Raw genomic sequence first — 17,805 nt, 5'->3', positions numbered from 1 at the left:
TGATCACGCTCCAGGGATCGTGCTGCGGGGGTCGGTGGGGAACCGGTCGCCGGTCGCAACCAGGTGACTGCCGGCCTTCGGAGGGGTCAGGTCGCCGGTGGCAACGAGGTGGTCGAGGAAGTAGGCGGCCATCTCGCGGCCGAGTTCGACGGGGTCCCTGCCCCGCACCCGGTGCCGGAGCAGGCCATGGTCTGCGGGCACCGCGCGGGACTGGCCGCCGGCGCCCGCCAGCAGGCCACCGTCTGCGGGCACCGCGCGGGACTGGCCGCGCGCGGCGACGAGCAGTCCGCTGTCTGCGGCCCGGGGCGTGGGAGCAGCGTCTCCCGACGCCAGTGAGTCGGTGGGGCCCACGACGGCCTCCAGCACCACGTCCTCCCCGTCCCAGCGGGCCAGTGCCCCGACGGGTGCGCTGCACCCAGCCTCAAGGGCACCCAGCAGAGCACGCTCGGCTGTCACGCAGATCCGCGTGGGCGCGTGCTCCAGGTGTGCGAGAGCCTGCACCACGGCGGCGTCCTCGGCGCGGCACTCGACGGCCAGGGCGCCCTGTCCCGGGGCCGGCAGCATGGTCGTCAGCTCCAGCACCTGACTCGCCTCGCCGAGGCGGCCGAGGCGGCGCAGCCCAGCGGCGGCGAGCACGATCGCATCGAGCTCACCGGAGGTGACGCGGTTGATCCGACTGCCCACGTTGCCCCGGATCTGGGTCACCGTGACGTGCGGTGCCGCGGCCGCGAGCTGCACGGCGCGTCGCGGCGAGCCGGTGCCGATCACGGCGCCCTCCGGGAGCTCGGTCAGGCTCATCCCGTCCCGGGACACCAGCACGTCGCGGGGGTCCTCGCGCTCCGGCACGGCTGCCGTGACGAGGCCAGGGGCCGCAGCGACCGGGATGTCCTTCAGAGAGTGCACGGCACAGTCGATCTCGCCGGCCAGCAACGCCTCACGCAGCGCGGAGACGAAGACACCGGTGCCCCCGATCTGGGTCAGCGGCGCGCGGTTGCGGTCCCCCTCGGTCTGCACGAGCACGAGCTCGACCTCGTGACCGAGGGAGCGCAGATGGTCGGCGACCCACCCGGACTGGGAGGTCGCGAGCTCACTGGCCCGGGTCCCGAGGCGGAGCACAGCCGCGTGCTGACTGGTTTGGTTCATGGCAACCGGCTCACTCATGGCAACCGACTCACGCGGGGCACGCGGTCCACGGCCGCGGTGGCCCTGGGGTCCAGGTCGAAGAGCTCGCGCAGCATCTCGACATAGCTGCCGTCGGCGTCCTGCGCCGCCCGCTCCTTGGCCCGCACCGTGGGGGTGTGCAAAAGCTTGCCCACGATCCGTCGGACGCTCTGGTGCACCTGGGCACGCTCAGCCTCGGAGAGATCGGGCAGCTTCTCGTCCAGCCGAGCAAGCTCGGCGTCGGCCACGGCAGCGGCGCGCGAGCGCATGACCGCCAGCGTGGGCGCCACCTGCGCCGTCCGGCGGGTCGCGAGATAGGCCGCCACCTCGCCGGTGACCAGCTCCCGGACGGTGGCCAGCACCGTGGTGGTCTCCGGGGAGTCGTCCGCCTGAGCCTGCTCACCGTGCAGCTCGGCCAGGCTCCACACCGACACGCCCGGGCTGTCGGCGACCTCAGGGGCCACATCGCGTGGCATGGCCAGGTCGACCACGACGAGCGGACGGTTGCCTGCGTCGGCCCGCCCCGCGCGGGCGAGGACGTCGTGGGTGATCACGTGGTCCGTCGCTCCGGTGCAGGTGATCACCAGGTCGGCCCGGGACAGCTGCTCCGGCAGGGCGCTCCAGTCGTGGGCTTGACCGCCGTGGGTCCGGGCCAGCCGCGCGGCCCGGCCGGGGGTGCGGTTGAGGACATGCACCCCCCGCACACCGGCGCGGACCATGGACGCGGCAGCAAGGCCGGACATCGCTCCAGCCCCGATGACCAGCGCCCGCACCTCCTCGAGGGGACCCAGCAGTGCGCGCGCCCGATCAAGGCCCATCCCCACCAGCGAGCGCGCCACCTGGTCCAGGCCGGTCTCCGTGTGCGCCCGCTTGCCGACCCGCAGCGCCTGCTGGAACAACGGGTTGAGCTGTGCCCCGAGCTGAGCGTGCTCCTGGCCCGTGCGCAGGGCTTCCCGCAGCTGCCCGAGGATCTCGCTCTCGCCGAGCGCCATCGACTCCAGCCCGCAGGCCAGGGAGAAGAGGTGGTCGACCGCCCGGTCCTCGTAGTGCACATAGAGGTGATCCGTCAGCACGTCGAGCGGCACACCGGAGCTCGTGGCGATCGCGCGTCCCACCTGGGCGACGGCGCCGTGGAAGCCCAGCACGTCGGCATACACCTCGGTGCGGTTGCAGGTCGTCAGGACAAGCGCCTCGTTGACATCCTCAAGGCCGGCCACACCGGTCGCCAGGGCGCTTGAGCGCGCGCCGTCGAGGGAGACCTGCTCGAGCAGCTCGAGCGGTGCGCTGCGGTGCGAGATGCCGACGACCAGGAGACTCATCCCAGAGCACCTCGCCCCAGGTCGCAGTCCGGTCCGGCGTCGACGTCCGCGACGAGGGGGTCGTGGGTGGAGATCGCGAGCAGCCGCCGCTGCTCGTGGAAGGCCAGGATCTGCAGCTCGGTGGCCAGGTCCACGCCACGCACGTCCACCCCGTCGGGCAGCACGAGGTGCCCGGGGGCGAAGTTGAGGATCGAGCGCACGCCCAGCAGCACCAGCTGCTCAGCCACGGTCTGCGCCGCCGGCGCCGGCGTGGTGATCACCCCGATCGCGACGGCCGTGCCGGAAGTGCCCAAAGCGGTCAACGTCGTGACCGTCAGCCCCTCGACCACCGTGCCGACCACCTCGGGATCGTCATCGACGAGCGCGACGATGCGGAAGCCACGGCCGGTGAAGCCGCCATAGGCCGCCAGTGCGCGGCCCAGGTTGCCCATGCCGACGATCGCGACGGGCCACTCCTGGGTCAGGCCCAGCTCCTGGGAGATCTGGGCCGACAGCTGCTCGCTGTCATAGCCCACACCGCGCACGCCATAGGAGCCGAGGTGTGACAGGTCCTTGCGCACCTGGGCAGAGCGGACCCCGGCCAGCGTCGCGAGCTCCTCGGAGGAGATGCTGGTGATGCCCTGGTCGAGCAGTGCGGTCAACGCTCGCAGATAGAGCGGAAGTCGCCCGACAGTGGCCTCTGGGACGCCAGCTCGACGGACGGGGGCAGTCACCACGTCGACACAAGCTCCTCTCGACCACGCAGGCTTATATCAGCAACCCGGCAAGGATGTTCAGGGACCCCCTCACTCTAAGACCTTGTGAACGGTTGCACAAAGTTGCCTGTCGGGGGTTGCCTGTCGGGGGCCCGTGGCTACCGGCGCGTAGGCCGACGGCGGCGGCGCCGCAGCGCTGCGCGCACCTGGGCCTGCGTCACCGTCCACTGTGCGATCGGCTCGCCGTCGACCAGGACGACCGGCACGAGGTCGTCATACGCCTCAAGCAGGTGCGGGGAGGAGTCGACGTCCACCCGCACCCAGTCCGCGCCACGCTCGGTGGCACGGACCTGGTCGAGGACGGCGGCCGCCTCGTCACACAGGTGGCAGCCGACCCGGTCCACCAACGTGACGCGCGGTTCCGTTTTCCCGGCGCCACGCCGCAGCCAGCGCATCCTAGAAGAAGACGGAGCGACGGTCGCGGAGCAGCGAGTAGAGCGTGTGCTGGATCGTCTCGCGCACCCGGTCGGAGATCTCAAAGACCACGGCCGGGTCCTCGGCCGCTCCCTCGCCGCGGTCATCGGTGGGGATCGGGCTGCCGAACTCGATGATCCACTTGCTGGGCAGCGGGATCATCCCAAGCGGCCCCAACCACGGGAAGGTCGGCGTGAGGGGGAAGTAGGGCAGGCCGAGCAGCCGGGCCACGGGGGTGGCGTTGCCCAGCATCGGATAGCTCTCCTCGGCCCCCACGATCGAGCAGGGGATGATCGGCACGCCGGCTCGCAGCGCGGCAGCCACAAACCCGCCGCGGCCAAAGCGCTGCAGACGGTAGCGGTCCTTGTAGAGCTTGCCGACGCCCTTGAACCCCTCGGGCCACACTCCGACCAGGTGGCCCTCGTCCAGCAGCCGCTGCGCATCCGCGCTGGTGGCCAGCGTGCTGCCCGTCTTGCGCGCCACCGGACCCACGACGGGGCTGGCGAACACCAGGTCTGCCCCCAGCATCCGCAGGTTGCGGCGCCCAACAGTCTCCTCGTGCACCGCCACCTGGGTCATCACCGAGTCGATGGCGATGGACCCGGAGTGGTTGGCCACGAGCAGGGCACCGCCCTCGAGGGGGATGTTCTCGACCCCGCGGACCTCCACCCGGAACCACTTGCGATAGAGAGGACGCAGCAGCGGCAGCGCGAGGCTCTCGGTGAAGTCAGCGTCAAAACCGAACTCGTCGACGGAGTAGTCGCCCGTGAAGCGGCGACGCAGGAAGGCCAGGGTGGCCGCGACCGCGTCGTCCAGCTCATCGCCAGTGAGCCCGATGGTCTCCCCGGCGGCCCGCAGGCCCCTGACCAGCAGCATGACTGCGTGCTCCAGCTCGGTCTCGCTGATCGGCGGACGGGGCGGCGCCTCCTGCTCGCTCACTGGGCCTCCTCGACGTGCTGCTCGGGACGGTCGCCGGCGCGGCGCGCGGACAGGAACGACTCGAAGGCGCCCCGGGTCGTGTAGGCGGGCGAGAAACCCAGCTCCTTGCGCATCCGCCGGGTGTCGATGACGCGACCGTAGGACAGGAACTCCAGGTGGTCCGACGGCAGCGCGGCCCAGCCGACCCGCCTGCTGGCCCAGAGCGCGAGCCGACCGGTGCCGGGCACGACCGGCGCCCAGGGGCGGCGGCTCAGCACGATCGCCTGGCCCAGCGACAGGACACCGTCGCCAGCGACGTTGACGGTGCCGACGATGGGTCCGGTGGCGGCCTGGACGGTGACGGCCACGGCGTCATCCTCGTGCAGGAACTGCAACCGACCCTGCTGCCCGAACGGGACCGGGACCACCGGCATGCGGAAGTAGTCGGTCAGGACCGTGCGGATGCTCGGCCCGATCACGTTGGCCATCCGCAGCATGGTGATGCCGATGTCAGGGCGCCGGCGGGACAGCCCGCGCACATAGCTCTCGGCCTCCATCGAGTCGTGCGGGAAGCCGGAGCGGGGCAGCTTGCGCGCCGTCATCTCCTCGGTGAAGACCGCAGGATCCTGCGGGGAGGACCCATAGACCCCTGCGGTCGACTTGACGATGACCCGCTGCACGCTGGGCGACTTCTGGCAGGCAGCCATCAGCTGCATCGTCCCCAGGACGTTGATGTCCTTCTGGACGACGCGGCCACCGGCATCGCGCGGCGTCGCGATGACGCCCATGTGGACGACCGTGTCGACCTGCGCCTGGGTCAGCAGGCGGGCCAGCAGAGGACTGCGCACGTCGGCGCGGACATATTCGCCCCGCCCCATGGGGTGCCGGGGCGGCACCAGGTCCACGCCGATGACACGCTCGATCGTCGGGTCGTCGGCGAGCCGCCGCACGACCCGACCAGCCAGGTCGCGGGCCACACCGGTGACCATGACGACCCTGGGATGCGCTGCACCGCCCACGGGTTCCACCCTCCCAGAATGACGCATCGGCGCCGAACTCCACGGCTGAACTTCACCGGGGGAGCCGACGCCGACGCGCTCAGGTCACTTCTTGTTGCGACGCTGGTGGCGCGTCTTGCGCAGCAGTTTGCGGTGCTTCTTCTTCGCCATACGCTTGCGGCGCTTCTTGATCACAGAGCCCATTGGCTAAACCGTGTCCTTCGTCTCTTGGCTGTCTGGTCTACCGGACGGCAGCGCACACGCGGTGGCCACCGGGCAGTCGGGTCAGCCTACCGTCCGTCGTCGGTCGCTCCCAAACGGGCTGCGCCGCATCCCGCCCGCGCGAACCCGGACGGATGTCAGCGGCTGCGTTCACGCAGTCCCGTGGTAGGAGTCCTGGAGATAGTCGGTCACGGCCTGCTCGGGCACCCGGAAGGACCGACCCACGCGCACCGAGGGGAGCTCCCCAGAGTGCACCAGGCGGTAGACGGTCATCTTGGACACGCGCATGACTGCCGCGACCTCGGCCACGGTCATAAAGCTCATCTCACCGAGTCGGCGCTCTTCAGCCATCGACGTCATCCCATCTGTCAGTACTGACAGTGGCCAACGGGTCTCCGGTGGCGTCCTGTCCTCAGGAGAACCATAGGGGCACATGAGGCAGTTGCGAAAGGCGCGACAGCGATAAAGTCCAGTGGACACGCCGTTGTGACCAAAATGTGACCTAATCGCTCTGGCTGCCCTGTCTCGGCAAAGGGGCCGTCCAGCCGAGCTCGTTCAGTCAAACCACGGGTCCAGTCCCCAGCCGGGGAAGACCGCCCGTCGGGTCGCCAGGATCGCTGTGTCCACGGGACTCTCCGGCTCATAACCCGCGCCCCAGGTGCCATAGGTGATGGGCTCCCCGCCCCGGTCCCCCATGCGCCGCGGTGCGACCTGTCCATAGAGGCGGGCCACGTGCTCGCGCCAGGCCTCGGGGATGTCCAGGGTGAGGGACAGCGGCTGGTGTGCAGCGATCGCCACCAGGTGGGTCCAGGCTCGCGGCACGACCTCGATCAGCTCATAGCCCCCGCCCCCGAGCGCCACCCACCTGCCTTCGCAGAGCTCATGGGACAGGTCGTGCAGCAGGGAGTATGCCGCGTGCATGGCGTCGATGGACACGGCCAGGTGGCTGAGGGGGTCGGCAAAGTGCGCGTCGCACCCTTGCTGGGTCACCATGATCTGCGGACGGAAGGCACGCAGCACGTGGGGCACGACCGAGTGGATGGCCCGCAACCACCCGGCGTCGCCGGTGCCCGGGGGCAGGGCGACGTTGACCGCGCTGTCCGGAGCCTGCGGGCCCCCGGTGTCGCCGGGGAAGCCGGTCCCCGGGAACAGCGCGGCCCCGGTCTCGTGCACAGAGACGGTCAGCACCCGCGGGTCGTCCCAGAAGATGCGTTCGACGCCGTCGCCGTGGTGGACGTCGACGTCGACATAGGCCACCCGCGCCACCCCGGCGTCGAGCAGCGACCGGATCGCCACGCCGGCATCGTTGTAGACGCAGAACCCGGCCACCTCGTTGGGCATGCCGTGGTGCAACCCGCCGGCGATGTTGACGGCGTGCTGGACCTGACCGTCCCAGACCGCGTGAGCGGCCTCGACCGTGGCTCCCACGGCGAGCGCGGTGGCCGAGTGCATGCCCCGGAAGTTCGGCGTGTCTGAGCCGCCCAGTCCGTGTCCGTCGACGCGCGCGGACGGGTCGGCCGAGACCCTCTGGACCGCGGCGATCAGCGCTGGGGTGTGGACGGTGGCGATCTGCTCGTCGGTGGCGGCGACGGCGGGGGCAACCTGCACGCCGGGCAGGTCCAGCAGCCCGAGCTCGTCGCACAGGCGGTGGGTGAGCTCCAGGCGGGACGGATGCATCGGATGTCCCGGTCCGAAGTCGTAGGACATGAAACGCTGGTCCCACACGACGCGTGCCCCGATCATGGGGCAACGCTAGACCACGACGCTTCACGGAGGTCAGCATGGCCAGGCACCGGTTGTTCGACGAGGACATCCTCGTCATCGGCCTCGGTCGGTTCGGCGCAGCCGCAGCCATCGAGATGGATCGGCTCGGCTACCGGGTGCACGCGATCGAGGGCGACGGGGCCCAGGCCGAGAAGTTCTCCCGGAGGCTGACCCGGGTGCTGGCCGCGGACGCGGCTGACCCGAGCCAGCTCGCACAGGCCAAGCCGCAGGACTTCCGCGTCGCGGTGGTCGGCATCGGGACCTCGATCGAGAGCTCGCTGCTGACCGCCGGCAACCTGGTGGATGCCGGCGTCCCCTCAATCTGGGCCAAGGCGGTCTCCGCCGAGCACGCCCGCCTGCTCGAGCGGATCGGCGTCCACCACGTGATCTTCCCGGAGGCCGAGTCCGGCAACCGGGTGGCGCACCTGGTGAACGACCGGATGATGGGCTACATCGAGTTCGAGGACGGCTACGCCATCGTCAAGATGTCTCCGCCGCAGGAGATGATCGGCTTCACGCTGGCCGAGACCGACATCCGCAAGAAGTATGGCGTGACGGTCGTCGGCGTGAAGGCACCCGGTGAGGACTTCACGCACGCCGTGCCGGAGACCAAGGTCGGACGGCACCACATCATGATCGTCTCCGGTCCGAGCAAGCTGATCGAGCAGCTCGCCTCGCGGCCCTAACGCCTCAGAGCCAGGCCTGCAACACCACGAAGCGGCGTCAGCAACACCTCAGAGCGAGGTGGGCAACCCGGAGGTGTTGCCGAGCGGGAGCACCATGGCCAGCTCCTCGGCGTCCTCCGCGTCATCGACGCCGTGGATCCTCATCGGCCGGCGGCTGTCCGTGGGCCGGAAGCCGAAGCTGCTGGCAAAGGCGACCGCACGTCCGTTGTCGGTGCCGACCCAGTAGACCAGGTGCTTGCGCTCGTCCGCTCGGGCCTGGGCGGCGGCGGCCTCCAAGAGCTTGCGGGCGACGCCAGCGCCGCGACTGGCCGGCTCGACCCACAGACCGAACAGCTCGCCCATGGCCGGGTCAGCGGCATAACTGCCCAGGCTCGCGACACCCTTGGCAGAGCCGTCCGCCTCCGCCACAAGGCGGCGGGAGCGACGCATCCGGTCGCGCCACCGCTCCTCCGGGTAGTCGTCCTCCTCCTCCGCGGAGGCGACGAAGGCCTCCGGGGATTCCCGCAGCGCACGCAACCGGACATCGCGGTACTCGGACCAGTTTTCCTCGTCAAGCAGACGCACGCTGATCTCACTCATGGGCACAACTGTGGCACAAGCCGGCGTCAACACTCCATGGGGGCACCGGCGAACAGCTGGCGCGGGGCACGTTACTCACCCGCCGAGAGCTCGTGCGAGCGCCGGGCGGCAGCCTCGATGGCGGTCAGGAAAGCGGCCCTGACCTTGTGGTCCTCCAGGGCGCGCAGGGCCGCGACACTCGTGCCGCCCGGGCTCGAGACCTGCTCGCGCAGGATGCTCGGGTGCTCCCCGGTCTCGCGGATCATCGTGGCCGCGCCATAAAGCGTCTGGACCACCATCTCGGTGGCGGTCGAGCGCGGCAGGCCCAGCAGCACCCCCGCCTCGATCATGGCCTCGGTGACATAGAAGATGTAGGCCGGGCCGCTGCCACTGATCGCCGTCGCGGCGTCCTGGTGCTTCTCGTCGAGGATGATGACCTGCCCGAAGGCGCTCAGCAGCCGCTCCGCCTGCGCAAGGTGCTCGGCCGTGCAGTGCCGCCCCGCGCTCAGCACGGACATGGCCTCGTCGACCTGGGCCGGGGTGTTCGGCATCACGCGCACGACGCCGGTGTTGGCCGGGAGACGGTTCTCCAGATACTCCGTGCTGATGCCCGCGGCGATGGAGATGACCAGTGTCTCGGGCCCGATGCTCTCGTGGATCTCGGCGAGCAGGCCCGACATGTCCTGGGGCTTGACAGCCAGCACGACGACCGAGGCCCCTGCGGCGGCCTCGGTCGCGGGAGCCACGCCCACGGCATACTCCTCCGCCAGGGTGCGGGTGGCCAGCACCATCCGGTCGCTCAGCACGAGATCGGCCGGTGGGTGTCCCGAGCGCAGCAAGGCCGAGAGCAGCGAGCCACCCATGACGCCGGCGCCGAGGATCGCGATGCGGTTCAGGGCGATCACCCCCTGGTCGCGAGCGAGCGGAGGAAGAAGAGCAGGTTGGCGGGTCGCTCGGCCATCCGGCGCATGAGATAGCCGTACCACTCGTCGCCGTAGGGCACATAGACGCGCATCCGCTCGGCCTGGGCCGCCAGCCGCTTCTGCTCGTCGGGCCGGATGCCGAGCAGCATCTGGTATTCGTAGCTGCCCGGCGCACGGCCGTTGGCGGCGGCCAGGACACCGGCGATCTCGACCAGGCGTGGGTCGTGGCTGGCGACCATCGGGTAGCCGTCCCCGGCCATCAGGACCTTCAGACAGCGCACAAAGCTCTTGTCGACCTCGGCCTTGTCCTGGTAGGCCACCGACTCCGGCTCCTTGTAGGTGCCCTTGCACAGCCGGACCCGGCTGCCCTCGTGGGCCAGGTCGCGACAGTCCTGCTCGGTGCGATAGAGGTAGGACTGCAGCACGGCACCCACCCACGGCCAGTCCTGCCGCAGCTCACGCAGTATGCCGAGGGTCGAGTCGGTGGTGGTGTGGTCCTCCATGTCGAGGGTCACCGTGGTGTCGGCGTTGGCCGCTGCCTGACAGATCTCCCGCGCGTGGTCCAGTGCCATCTTCTCGCCGTCGGCCCCGAGAGCCTGACCGAGGGCGCTGAGCTTGAGGCTGACCTCGACCTGACCACCGTGGGTCAGCCCTCCGTCGGACAGGGCGCTGAGGAGGGTGAGGTAGGCGTCCCTGGTGTAGGTCGCCTGGGCGGGGTCGAGCGTGTCCTCGCCCAGGAAGTCGATCGTGGCGAGCCGCCCCGAGGCGACCAGCTCACTGACGACCTCCACGGCCCGCTCGGTCGAGTCCCCCGCCACGAACCGCGTGACGACGGAGCGGCTCACCGGGGCCTTCTCCAGGAGGTCGCGCAGCGCCGTGTTGCGACTCAGCAGGAGCAGCCCCTGCTTCATCCACACGCTGGGGTCCAGGTCTGCAGCGTCCATCTCTATCTCCTCGTTGCTCCGGGCAAAGGGCGGTCCGGGTCGGCCCGGCCGCAGGTCCAGGCTAGACCGCAGACGGCCTCTGGCCCAGGTGGGTTCGGGCAAAGTCCAGTGCCTCCGCCAGGTCGGCCTCCCGTTGTTCCACCGACCGGGTCCGGGTGCCCACCTCCAGACTCACCGCCCCCTGGTAGCCCCGCTCCACCAGCGTGTGCAGGAGTGTGTCCAGGGGCTGGGTGCCCCGGCCGGGAACCAGGTGCTCGTCCTTGAATGACCCGGACCCGTCTCCCAGGTGGACGTGGCTGACCCGGTCGCCCAACCTGTGCAGCAGGTCCACCGAGTCCGACGAGCTCGTGGCGGCGTGCGAGCTGTCCAGCGTGACGTGCTGATAGGTCTGCTCCACCGGGTCCCAGTGCGGCCGGTAGACCTGCATCTCGGAGTTGCGGGCCCGCCACGGGAACATGTTCTCGACGGCGAGCTTGACCTCGGTCCCGCCCTGGCGGTCGGCGATCCCCTCGACGAAACCCTCGGCATACTCCCGCTGCCAGCGGAACGGCGGGTGGATCACCACGACGTCGGCGCCCACCTCCTGCGCCAGCTGCACCGAGCGGTCGATCTTGCCCCAGGGCTCCCAGCCCCAGAGTCGCTGGGCGAGCAGCAGGGTCGGTGCATGGACCGCCCGGATCGGCAGGGCGTGCAGGTCGGACAGCGCCTGCAGGGCTCCGGGCTCCTGGGTCATCGGGTCGGTCCAGACCATGATCTCGATGCCGTCGAAGCCCAGTCGCTCAGCGAGGTCAAAGGCGTAGGCGCAGTTCTCCGGATAGACCGAGGAGGTCGACAGGAGCACCGGGATGCTCGGCACGGGACTGTCTGACATCTAGTAGTCCAACCCGTCGAGTCGGCGCAGGATGAAGCCCTCGCGCAGGGCCCACGGACAGATGTCGAGCTGGTCGACGTCGAACAGCTCCATGACCGCCTCGATCACCATCGCCCCCGCCAGCATCTGCGGAGCCCGCGAGGTGGAGATGCCCGGCAGGTTGGCCCGCTCCACCGGCGTCATCGCCGCCAGCTTCGGCACCCACTCAGTCAGGTCCGCCCGGGCGAGGGTGCGCGGGACATAGGGACCGTCCGCCTGCGGGGCCGCACCACAGAGCCGCCCGAGCGAGCGGATCGTCTTGCTCGTCCCGACCACGCGGTCCGGTGCGCCGACCTTGACGATCGGCCGGTGCACGGACGCGATCTCGGAGCGGATCCGCTTGCGCAGCTCCTTCAGGTCCGCGTCGGAGGGGTTGTCCCCGAACTGCTGCAGCTCCTGCGTCAGGCGACCCGCCCCCAGCGGCAGGCTGGCGACCGCATCGGCGTCCTCGTCGATCCCGGCGCCGAGTTCGAGCGAGCCGCCACCGATGTCGATCAGGAAGAGGCGGCCGGAGGACCAGCCGAACCACCGACGGGCCGCGAGGAAGGTCAGCCGGGCCTCGTTGTCGCCGCTGAGCACCTGCAGTCGCACGCCGGAGTCCCTGCGGACCTGCTCGAGCACCTCGTCGGTGTTGTTGGCCTCGCGGATGGCGCTGGTGGCAAACCCCATCAGCTCGGAGACCCCGCGACTCTCGGCGACCTCGGTGCAGTCCCGCACAAAGGTGGACAGCCGGGCCGCGCCCTCCGGTGAGATCGTCCCGTCCGGGGTCAGCTGTTCAGCCAGTCGCAGATCGACCTTGTGCGAGTAGTCCGGGAGCGGGTGGGCACCAGGGTGCGCATCAACGACAAGCAGGTGGACGGTGTTGGAACCGACGTCGATCACACCGAGTCGCATGCCGTCAGGCTAGTCCCTCCTCGTTCCCGCGCCACGCGGCGCCTCGTAGAGTGCTCGGGTGAGCAGCCGACGACGGACCCCGGGCGACACCGGCGAGGAGACACCGCTGGACGCCCCCCGCGTCTGGGCGGAGTTCACCGATCCGGCCGAGCCCGCGCAGCGGGTCCGGGCCGACCTGACCTGGCTCACCTCCTCGTGGCACTGCATCTTCGGGTCCGGCTGCGCGGGCATCTATGCCGACCGTCCGGACGACGGCTGCTGCACGCTCGGTGCCCACTTCACGGACGCCGACGACGTGGCGCGCGTCGCCGCGGTCGCCGCGGAGCTGGGGCCGGACGAGTGGCAGTTCCACGACCTCGGACACACCAAGGACGGCGAGCGCCCCGGCTGGCAGGACGTCGACGAGGACGGCACAACCATCACCACCCGCCGGGTCGAGGGAGCCTGCATCTTCCTGAACCGACCCGGGCACCCCGCCGGCGCCGGGTGCGCCCTGCACCAGCACGCGGTGCTGGGACAGACCCCTCCCCACCTCGCCAAGCCGGACGTGTGCTGGCAGCTGCCGATCCGCCGCACCTACCGGACCGTGGAGCTGCCGGACGAGTCGTCATACCTGGAGGTCACCATCGCCGAGTATGACCGGCGTGGCTGGGGTCCCGGGGGGCACGACCTCGACTGGTACTGCTCCGGTCGCCCGGCCGCACACACTGCGCCCGAGCCGGTCTATGTGGGCCTGTCGGCCGAGCTCACCGAGCTGCTCGGGCCGCAGGCGTATGCCGAGCTGGCGGCCTTCTGCGAGGCTCACCTGGCCACCGTGGCCAGTCTGCGCGACGCCCCGGGCGGTCGCCGGCTGTTGCCGCTCCTGGTCCACCCGGCGACCCTGGCCGCCGGCACCTGAGGCTGCGCTGGGTCGATCCGCACCAGGGAGATCGTCCCCAGGCCCGGCATCTTGCGCAGCGGGATGGGACGTGCCGGGGGACATTAGGGCACTGTCGCGAGGCAGTGTCGGGGGCGGCGCCTAGAGTCCTGTGCCGTGGCGACCAACAGCAAGGCGACCAAGAGCCGGGCCCCGAGCTATCGGTGCACCGAGTGCGGCTGGAGCACGATCAAGTGGGTCGGCCGGTGCGGTGAGTGCCAGGCCTGGGGCACCGTCACCGAGGCCGGGCAGACCGCGATCCGGACAGGTGCGGCAGCGCCGACCCGGGCTGCGGTCCCGATCGCTGACGTCGACGCCACGCTCGCGCAGACCGGCAGCACCGGCGTCGGCGAGTTCGACCGGGTGCTGGGCGGCGGGCTCGTCCCCGGGTCTGTCGTGCTGATGGCCGGCGAGCCCGGCATCGGCAAGTCGACGCTGGCCCTGGACGTGGCCGCGCGGGCCGCCCGCGGGGGTCGGCGCGTGCTCTATGTCTCCGGTGAGGAGTCCGCGGCCCAGGTGCGGTTGCGTGGGCAGCGCATCGGAGCGCTGGCCGACACGCTCTTCCTCGCCTCCGAGACGGACCTGTCCACCGTGCTCGGGCACCTGGAGGCGACCGCGCCCTCACTCGTCGTGGTCGACTCGGTCCAGACCATCGCCAGCTCCGAGATCGACGGGGCGCCGGGCAACGTAGGCCAGGTGCGTGAGGTGGCCTCGGCCCTGATCCAGGCGGCCAAGTCCGCCAACATCGCGGCCATCCTGATCGGGCACGTCACCAAGGACGGGGCGATCGCCGGGCCGCGGGTCCTGGAGCACCTGGTCGACGTCGTGGTCCAGTTCGAGGGCGAGCGGCACTCACGGCTGCGGCTGGTGCGGGCGGTGAAGAACAGGTTCGGTCCCACCGACGAGGTCGGCTGCTTCGACCTGGGCGACTCCGGCATCGTCGGCCTGCCCGACCCCAGCGGCCTGTTCCTGACCAGCCGGGACCGACCGGTGGCGGGCACCTGCGTCACGGTGACGTTGGAGGGTCGACGACCGCTGGTCACCGAGGTGCAGGCGCTGGTGACGGAGAGCTCGGGCGGGTCGCCGCGGCGCACCACGAGCGGGCTGGACTCCTCGCGGCTGGCGATGGTGCTCGCGGTGCTGACCCGCCGCGCGGGCGTGGGCGTGACCTCGCACGACTGCTACGCCTCCACCGTCGGCGGGGTCCGGCTCGGCGAACCGTCGGCCGACCTCGCCCTGGCACTGGCCGTCGCCGGCGCCCACCGCAACGCCCCACTGCCCCAGGGTCTGGTGGCCATCGGCGAGGTCGGGCTGGCCGGCGACATCCGGCCGGTGACGGGACTGCCCCGGCGTCTGAACGAGGCTGCGCGCATCGGGTTCACCCGCGCCGTCGTGCCCACCGGATCGCTCACCGAGGGCCCTCCGCCCCCCGGCATGCAGGTGCGTGAGGTCGGGTCGATCGCAGAGGCGGTCACGCTCGCTCTGGGGTGGGGTGCCTGACCCTGGACCGGGCCTTCATCTCGCTTCGGTAAAGAACGCCAGCAACCTCCTGGAAAGACCCTTCCCCGAGGCTAGACTCCGCACGTCAGGCCAGGATTCGGGAGGACGGACGTGGAGCGCAGCAACGACGGGACCTTGCGGTCAACGCTGGCTGCCGTCGCGCCCGGGACGGACCTGCGCGACGGCCTCGAGCGGGTCCTGCGCGGCCGCACCGGGGCGCTGGTCGTGCTGGGCTACGACAAGTCGATCGAGGCGCTCTGTTCGGGCGGTTTTGAGCTGGATGTCGAGTTCTCCGCCACGCGGTTGCGTGAGCTGGCCAAGATGGACGGTGCCATCGTCCTGGACCGGGACGGCACCCGGATCGTGCGGGCGGCCACCCAGCTCGTGCCAGACCCCTCGATCGAGACTCGCGAGAGCGGCACCAGGCACCGCACGGCGGAGCGGGTGGCCAAGCAGACCGGCCACCCCGTGGTCTCCGTCAGCCAGTCGATGGCGATCGTGGCGATCTATGTCGGCGAGGAGCGCCATGTGCTGGAGGCCTCCACGGCGATCCTGTCCCGCGCCAACCAGGCCCTGCAGACGCTGGAGCGCTACAAGTCGCGCCTCGACGAGGTGAGCAGCAACCTGTCGGCCCTCGAGATCGAGGACCTGGTCACCATCCGCGACGTGACCGCGGTGCTGCAGCGGTTGGAGATGGTGCGCCGCATCAGCGACGAGATCACGCAGTACGCCCTCGAGCTGGGCACCGACGGGCGCTTGATGAGCCTGCAGCTGGAGGAGCTCACCGGTGGTCTCGGCAACGACCGCGAGCTCGTCATCCGGGACTACGCCGAGTTCACCGACGACGACCTCTCGGTCGGCGAGGTGCTCGACTGCCTGTCCTCGATCAGCGGCACCGACCTGCTCGACATGTCCTCGGCTGCCCGCTGTCTGGGCTTCAGCGTGGTCGGTGACGGCCTGGACGCCAGCATCTCCCCCCGCGGCTACCGGCTGCTCCACCGCATCCCACGCCTGCCGTCGGTCGTCATCGATCGCTTGGTCGAGCAGTTCAGCACCCTGCAGGCGCTGCTCTCGGCGAGCCTGGAGGAGCTGATGACGGTGGAGGGCGTCGGTGAGGGCCGCGCCCGCGCCGTGCGCGAGGGGCTGTCCCGCCTGGCCGAGGCGAGCATCCTCGAACGCTACGTGTGACCACCTCCTCCAACCCGTCTAGGACCAACCCTGCCGACCGGTCCTCGACCAGACCAGCCCGGCGGCCCTCGACCACCCCTGCAGACCGGCGGGTGGCCACGTCAGCCGACCCGTCCGGCATACTCCCCCCGCTGCTCGACTGGTATGCCGCACACGCCCGGGACCTCCCCTGGCGGCAGGAGGACTGCTCCCCCTGGGGGGTCCTGGTCTCCGAGGTGATGCTGCAGCAGACTCCGGTCGCCCGGGTGGAGCCGATCTGGCACGAGTGGCTGGCCCGCTGGCCGGAACCGGGTGACCTTGCAGCCGAGCCGACGGGTGAGGCGCTGCGGGCGTGGGGCAGGTTGGGCTATCCGCGGCGCGCCCTGCGGCTGCACGCGTGCGCGGTGCAGCTGACCGAGGAGCACGGCGGGCTGGTGCCGGCTGACCTCGGTGCGCTGCGCTCCCTGCCGGGCATCGGGTCCTACACCGCTGCTGCGGTCGCGGCCTTCGCCTTCGGGATCCGGGCGACCGTCGTCGACACCAACGTGCGGCGGGTCCAGGCGCGGGCTGTCACGGGCGAGGCCCTCCCCGCACCCTCGCTGACGGTCGCGGAGACCGCGCTGGCGCAGCGGCTGCTGCCCGTGGACCCAGGGACTGCGGCTCGGTGGAGCGTCGCGGTGATGGAGCTGGGTGCCCTGGTGTGCACGGCCCGCTCCCCCGCCTGCGGGCGCTGCCCGATCCAGCAGAGCTGCGCGTGGCGGGCAGGCGGCTATCCCGCCTACGACGGACCGCCCCGACGCGGTCAGGCGTGGCACGGGACCGACCGGCAGTGCCGCGGCCTGATCATGGCGGCGTTGCGGGAGGCCCCCGACGCGGTCGACCTCAGCGCGTTGACCGCGCTCTGGCCCGATGCGGAGCAGTGCGCGCGGGCTCTGGACGGTCTGGTCGCCGACGGCCTCGCGGAGCGGGTGGGGCAGGGGCGTGTGCAGCTGCCGGGGTGAGCCTGAGTCAGTGTGCCGGGCGGCGCCGCGGACGCACCGCGCGGAAGCCGACGCCCCGGACGGCCTCGATGGCCATGGGGGCGCGCTCGCGCGCGAGCTTGGCGCGCAGCCGCTTGACGAGGGCGTGCACCTGGCTGGTGTCGCCCACGTGGTCGGTGCCCCACACCTGGTGCACCAGCTCGTCGAACCGCCAGACCCGGCCGGGTTCGCGGATGAGCAGGCGCAGCAGCGCGAACTCCAGAGCCGTCAGGGTGACCTCGACAGACCCGAATCCCAGTGCCTGGCGGTCCTGGTGAAGCCGCACCCCCGGTTCGGTCGGCTGCTGCCTGGGCGCAGCGCCTTGCGCCGCCTCCTGCGCGGCCACGGCACCCGGTCCCGGTTGCTGGCCCTGGCCGGCGCCTTGGGCGGACAGCCACTGCTGCGCGGCGGCCACCGACGGGAGCACCAGGACGGGCACGGACGGGTCCAGCTGGGTGAGCAGTCGGGCCCGTTCGTCAGGAGTGGAGGCCACCAGCACCACCAACGACGACTGAGGTGCAGGGGGTGCGGATTCTGGTGCGGGGCGTGCGGACTCTGGTGCGGGGGTCGCCTGCGGGGGCGACACCTCTCCAGCCGGTCCTTCGATGGTTGGTCCCTCGATGGTCGCGCTGTGCCCCACTCGTCATCTCCCTCGCCGCCGATCCCCGCGTCTCCTACCGTGCCGCATCCGGAAGGGTAAGGCAATGTTCTTGACGAAGCCTTGAACCAACCGTGAC

The 17,805-nt window shown here is 70.9% G+C and carries 20 protein-coding genes; 5 read left to right on the top strand and 15 right to left on the bottom strand.

The genetic code is table 11. From position 1 onward, the window contains the following. Positions 1-3: 3 nt before the first annotated feature. The 9 genes from hemC to NF557_RS02095 all read right to left on the bottom strand — a co-directional run bounded on the left by hemC (position 4) and on the right by NF557_RS02095 (position 7,530). Complete coding sequence (gene hemC, locus NF557_RS02135; RefSeq protein WP_252621455.1) at positions 4-1,143, bottom strand: hydroxymethylbilane synthase; 1,140 nt, start codon at positions 1,141-1,143, stop codon at positions 4-6. A 14-nt stretch (positions 1,144-1,157) separates the two neighbouring features. Next, positions 1,158-2,480: a glutamyl-tRNA reductase gene (locus tag NF557_RS02130; protein ID WP_252621454.1), complete on the bottom strand. Its 1,323-nt coding sequence runs from the start codon at positions 2,478-2,480 to the stop codon at positions 1,158-1,160. Continuing rightward, complete coding sequence (locus NF557_RS02125) at positions 2,477-3,196, bottom strand: redox-sensing transcriptional repressor Rex (RefSeq protein WP_370584430.1); 720 nt, start codon at positions 3,194-3,196, stop codon at positions 2,477-2,479. The genes NF557_RS02130 and NF557_RS02125 overlap by 4 nt, the downstream gene beginning before the upstream one ends. Before the next feature lie 137 nt (positions 3,197-3,333). Then, entirely contained in the window at positions 3,334-3,630 is a 297-nt protein-coding gene (locus tag NF557_RS02120) for a glutaredoxin family protein (RefSeq protein WP_252621453.1), read from the bottom strand. Between the two features lies 1 nt (position 3,631). Further along, positions 3,632-4,588 carry a lysophospholipid acyltransferase family protein gene (locus NF557_RS02115; RefSeq protein WP_252621452.1) on the bottom strand — a complete coding sequence of 319 codons (957 nt, stop codon included), beginning with the start codon at positions 4,586-4,588 and terminating at the stop codon, positions 3,632-3,634. After that, entirely contained in the window at positions 4,585-5,586 is a 1,002-nt protein-coding gene (locus NF557_RS02110) for an NAD-dependent epimerase/dehydratase family protein (RefSeq protein WP_252621451.1), read from the bottom strand. Before NF557_RS02110 ends, NF557_RS02115 begins: the two co-directional genes overlap by 4 nt. A gap of 84 nt (positions 5,587-5,670) precedes the next feature. Next, on the bottom strand, positions 5,671-5,769 hold the full coding sequence (locus NF557_RS02105) for a 30S ribosomal protein bS22 (RefSeq protein ID WP_003792170.1): 99 nt from the start codon (positions 5,767-5,769) through the stop codon (positions 5,671-5,673). Between the two features lie 168 nt (positions 5,770-5,937). Beyond that, on the bottom strand, positions 5,938-6,138 hold the full coding sequence (locus tag NF557_RS02100; protein WP_252621450.1) for a helix-turn-helix domain-containing protein: 201 nt from the start codon (positions 6,136-6,138) through the stop codon (positions 5,938-5,940). Between the two features lie 204 nt (positions 6,139-6,342). Next, complete coding sequence (locus NF557_RS02095) at positions 6,343-7,530, bottom strand: acetoin utilization protein AcuC (protein ID WP_252621449.1); 1,188 nt, start codon at positions 7,528-7,530, stop codon at positions 6,343-6,345. A 38-nt stretch (positions 7,531-7,568) separates the two neighbouring features. On the opposite strand from NF557_RS02095, the gene NF557_RS02090 reads away from it, so the two are divergent. Beyond that, positions 7,569-8,237 carry a potassium channel family protein gene (locus NF557_RS02090; protein ID WP_252621448.1) on the top strand — a complete coding sequence of 223 codons (669 nt, stop codon included), beginning with the start codon at positions 7,569-7,571 and terminating at the stop codon, positions 8,235-8,237. Between the two features lie 48 nt (positions 8,238-8,285). On the opposite strand, the gene NF557_RS02085 is transcribed toward NF557_RS02090, so the two are convergent. The 5 genes from NF557_RS02085 to NF557_RS02065 form a co-directional block, all read right to left on the bottom strand. Further along, positions 8,286-8,816, bottom strand: coding sequence for a GNAT family N-acetyltransferase (locus NF557_RS02085; protein WP_252621447.1), 531 nt, complete (start codon positions 8,814-8,816; stop codon positions 8,286-8,288). Between the two features lie 71 nt (positions 8,817-8,887). Next, positions 8,888-9,691 (bottom strand): pyrroline-5-carboxylate reductase, encoded by an 804-nt coding sequence (gene proC, locus NF557_RS02080; protein ID WP_252624310.1) that lies wholly within the window; start codon positions 9,689-9,691, stop codon positions 8,888-8,890. A gap of 5 nt (positions 9,692-9,696) precedes the next feature. Further along, positions 9,697-10,662: a proline dehydrogenase family protein gene (locus NF557_RS02075; RefSeq protein WP_252621446.1), complete on the bottom strand. Its 966-nt coding sequence runs from the start codon at positions 10,660-10,662 to the stop codon at positions 9,697-9,699. A 61-nt stretch (positions 10,663-10,723) separates the two neighbouring features. Beyond that, positions 10,724-11,533, bottom strand: coding sequence for a sugar phosphate isomerase/epimerase family protein (locus tag NF557_RS02070; protein WP_252621445.1), 810 nt, complete (start codon positions 11,531-11,533; stop codon positions 10,724-10,726). Further along, entirely contained in the window at positions 11,534-12,466 is a 933-nt protein-coding gene (locus tag NF557_RS02065; RefSeq protein WP_252621444.1) for a Ppx/GppA family phosphatase, read from the bottom strand. Positions 12,467-12,524: 58 nt separating this feature from the next. Here NF557_RS02065 and NF557_RS02060 point away from each other — a divergent pair, with 58 nt between their 5' ends. From NF557_RS02060 to NF557_RS02045, 4 genes are all read left to right on the top strand, one after another. Further along, positions 12,525-13,364, top strand: coding sequence for a DUF3109 family protein (locus NF557_RS02060; RefSeq protein WP_252621443.1), 840 nt, complete (start codon positions 12,525-12,527; stop codon positions 13,362-13,364). 135 nt (positions 13,365-13,499) lie between these two features. After that, positions 13,500-14,882, top strand: coding sequence for a DNA repair protein RadA (gene radA / locus NF557_RS02055; RefSeq protein ID WP_252621442.1), 1,383 nt, complete (start codon positions 13,500-13,502; stop codon positions 14,880-14,882). Positions 14,883-14,993: 111 nt separating this feature from the next. Further along, positions 14,994-16,070 (top strand): DNA integrity scanning diadenylate cyclase DisA, encoded by a 1,077-nt coding sequence (gene disA / locus NF557_RS02050; RefSeq protein ID WP_252621441.1) that lies wholly within the window; start codon positions 14,994-14,996, stop codon positions 16,068-16,070. Between the two features lie 92 nt (positions 16,071-16,162). Beyond that, entirely contained in the window at positions 16,163-17,050 is an 888-nt protein-coding gene (locus NF557_RS02045) for an HhH-GPD family protein (protein WP_280923976.1), read from the top strand. Positions 17,051-17,057: 7 nt separating this feature from the next. Here NF557_RS02045 and NF557_RS02040 read toward each other — a convergent pair whose 3' ends face one another. Beyond that, entirely contained in the window at positions 17,058-17,561 is a 504-nt protein-coding gene (locus NF557_RS02040; protein ID WP_252621440.1) for a helix-turn-helix domain-containing protein, read from the bottom strand. Between the last annotated feature and the right edge of the window lie 244 nt (positions 17,562-17,805).

It is taken from the genome of Ornithinimicrobium cryptoxanthini (genome assembly GCF_023923205.1).
Taxonomy (GTDB): Bacteria; Actinomycetota; Actinomycetes; order Actinomycetales; family Dermatophilaceae; genus Ornithinicoccus; species Ornithinicoccus cryptoxanthini.
The sequence above is the reverse complement of the archived record's forward strand: the minus strand, read 5'-3'. Positions and strand labels throughout refer to the sequence as shown.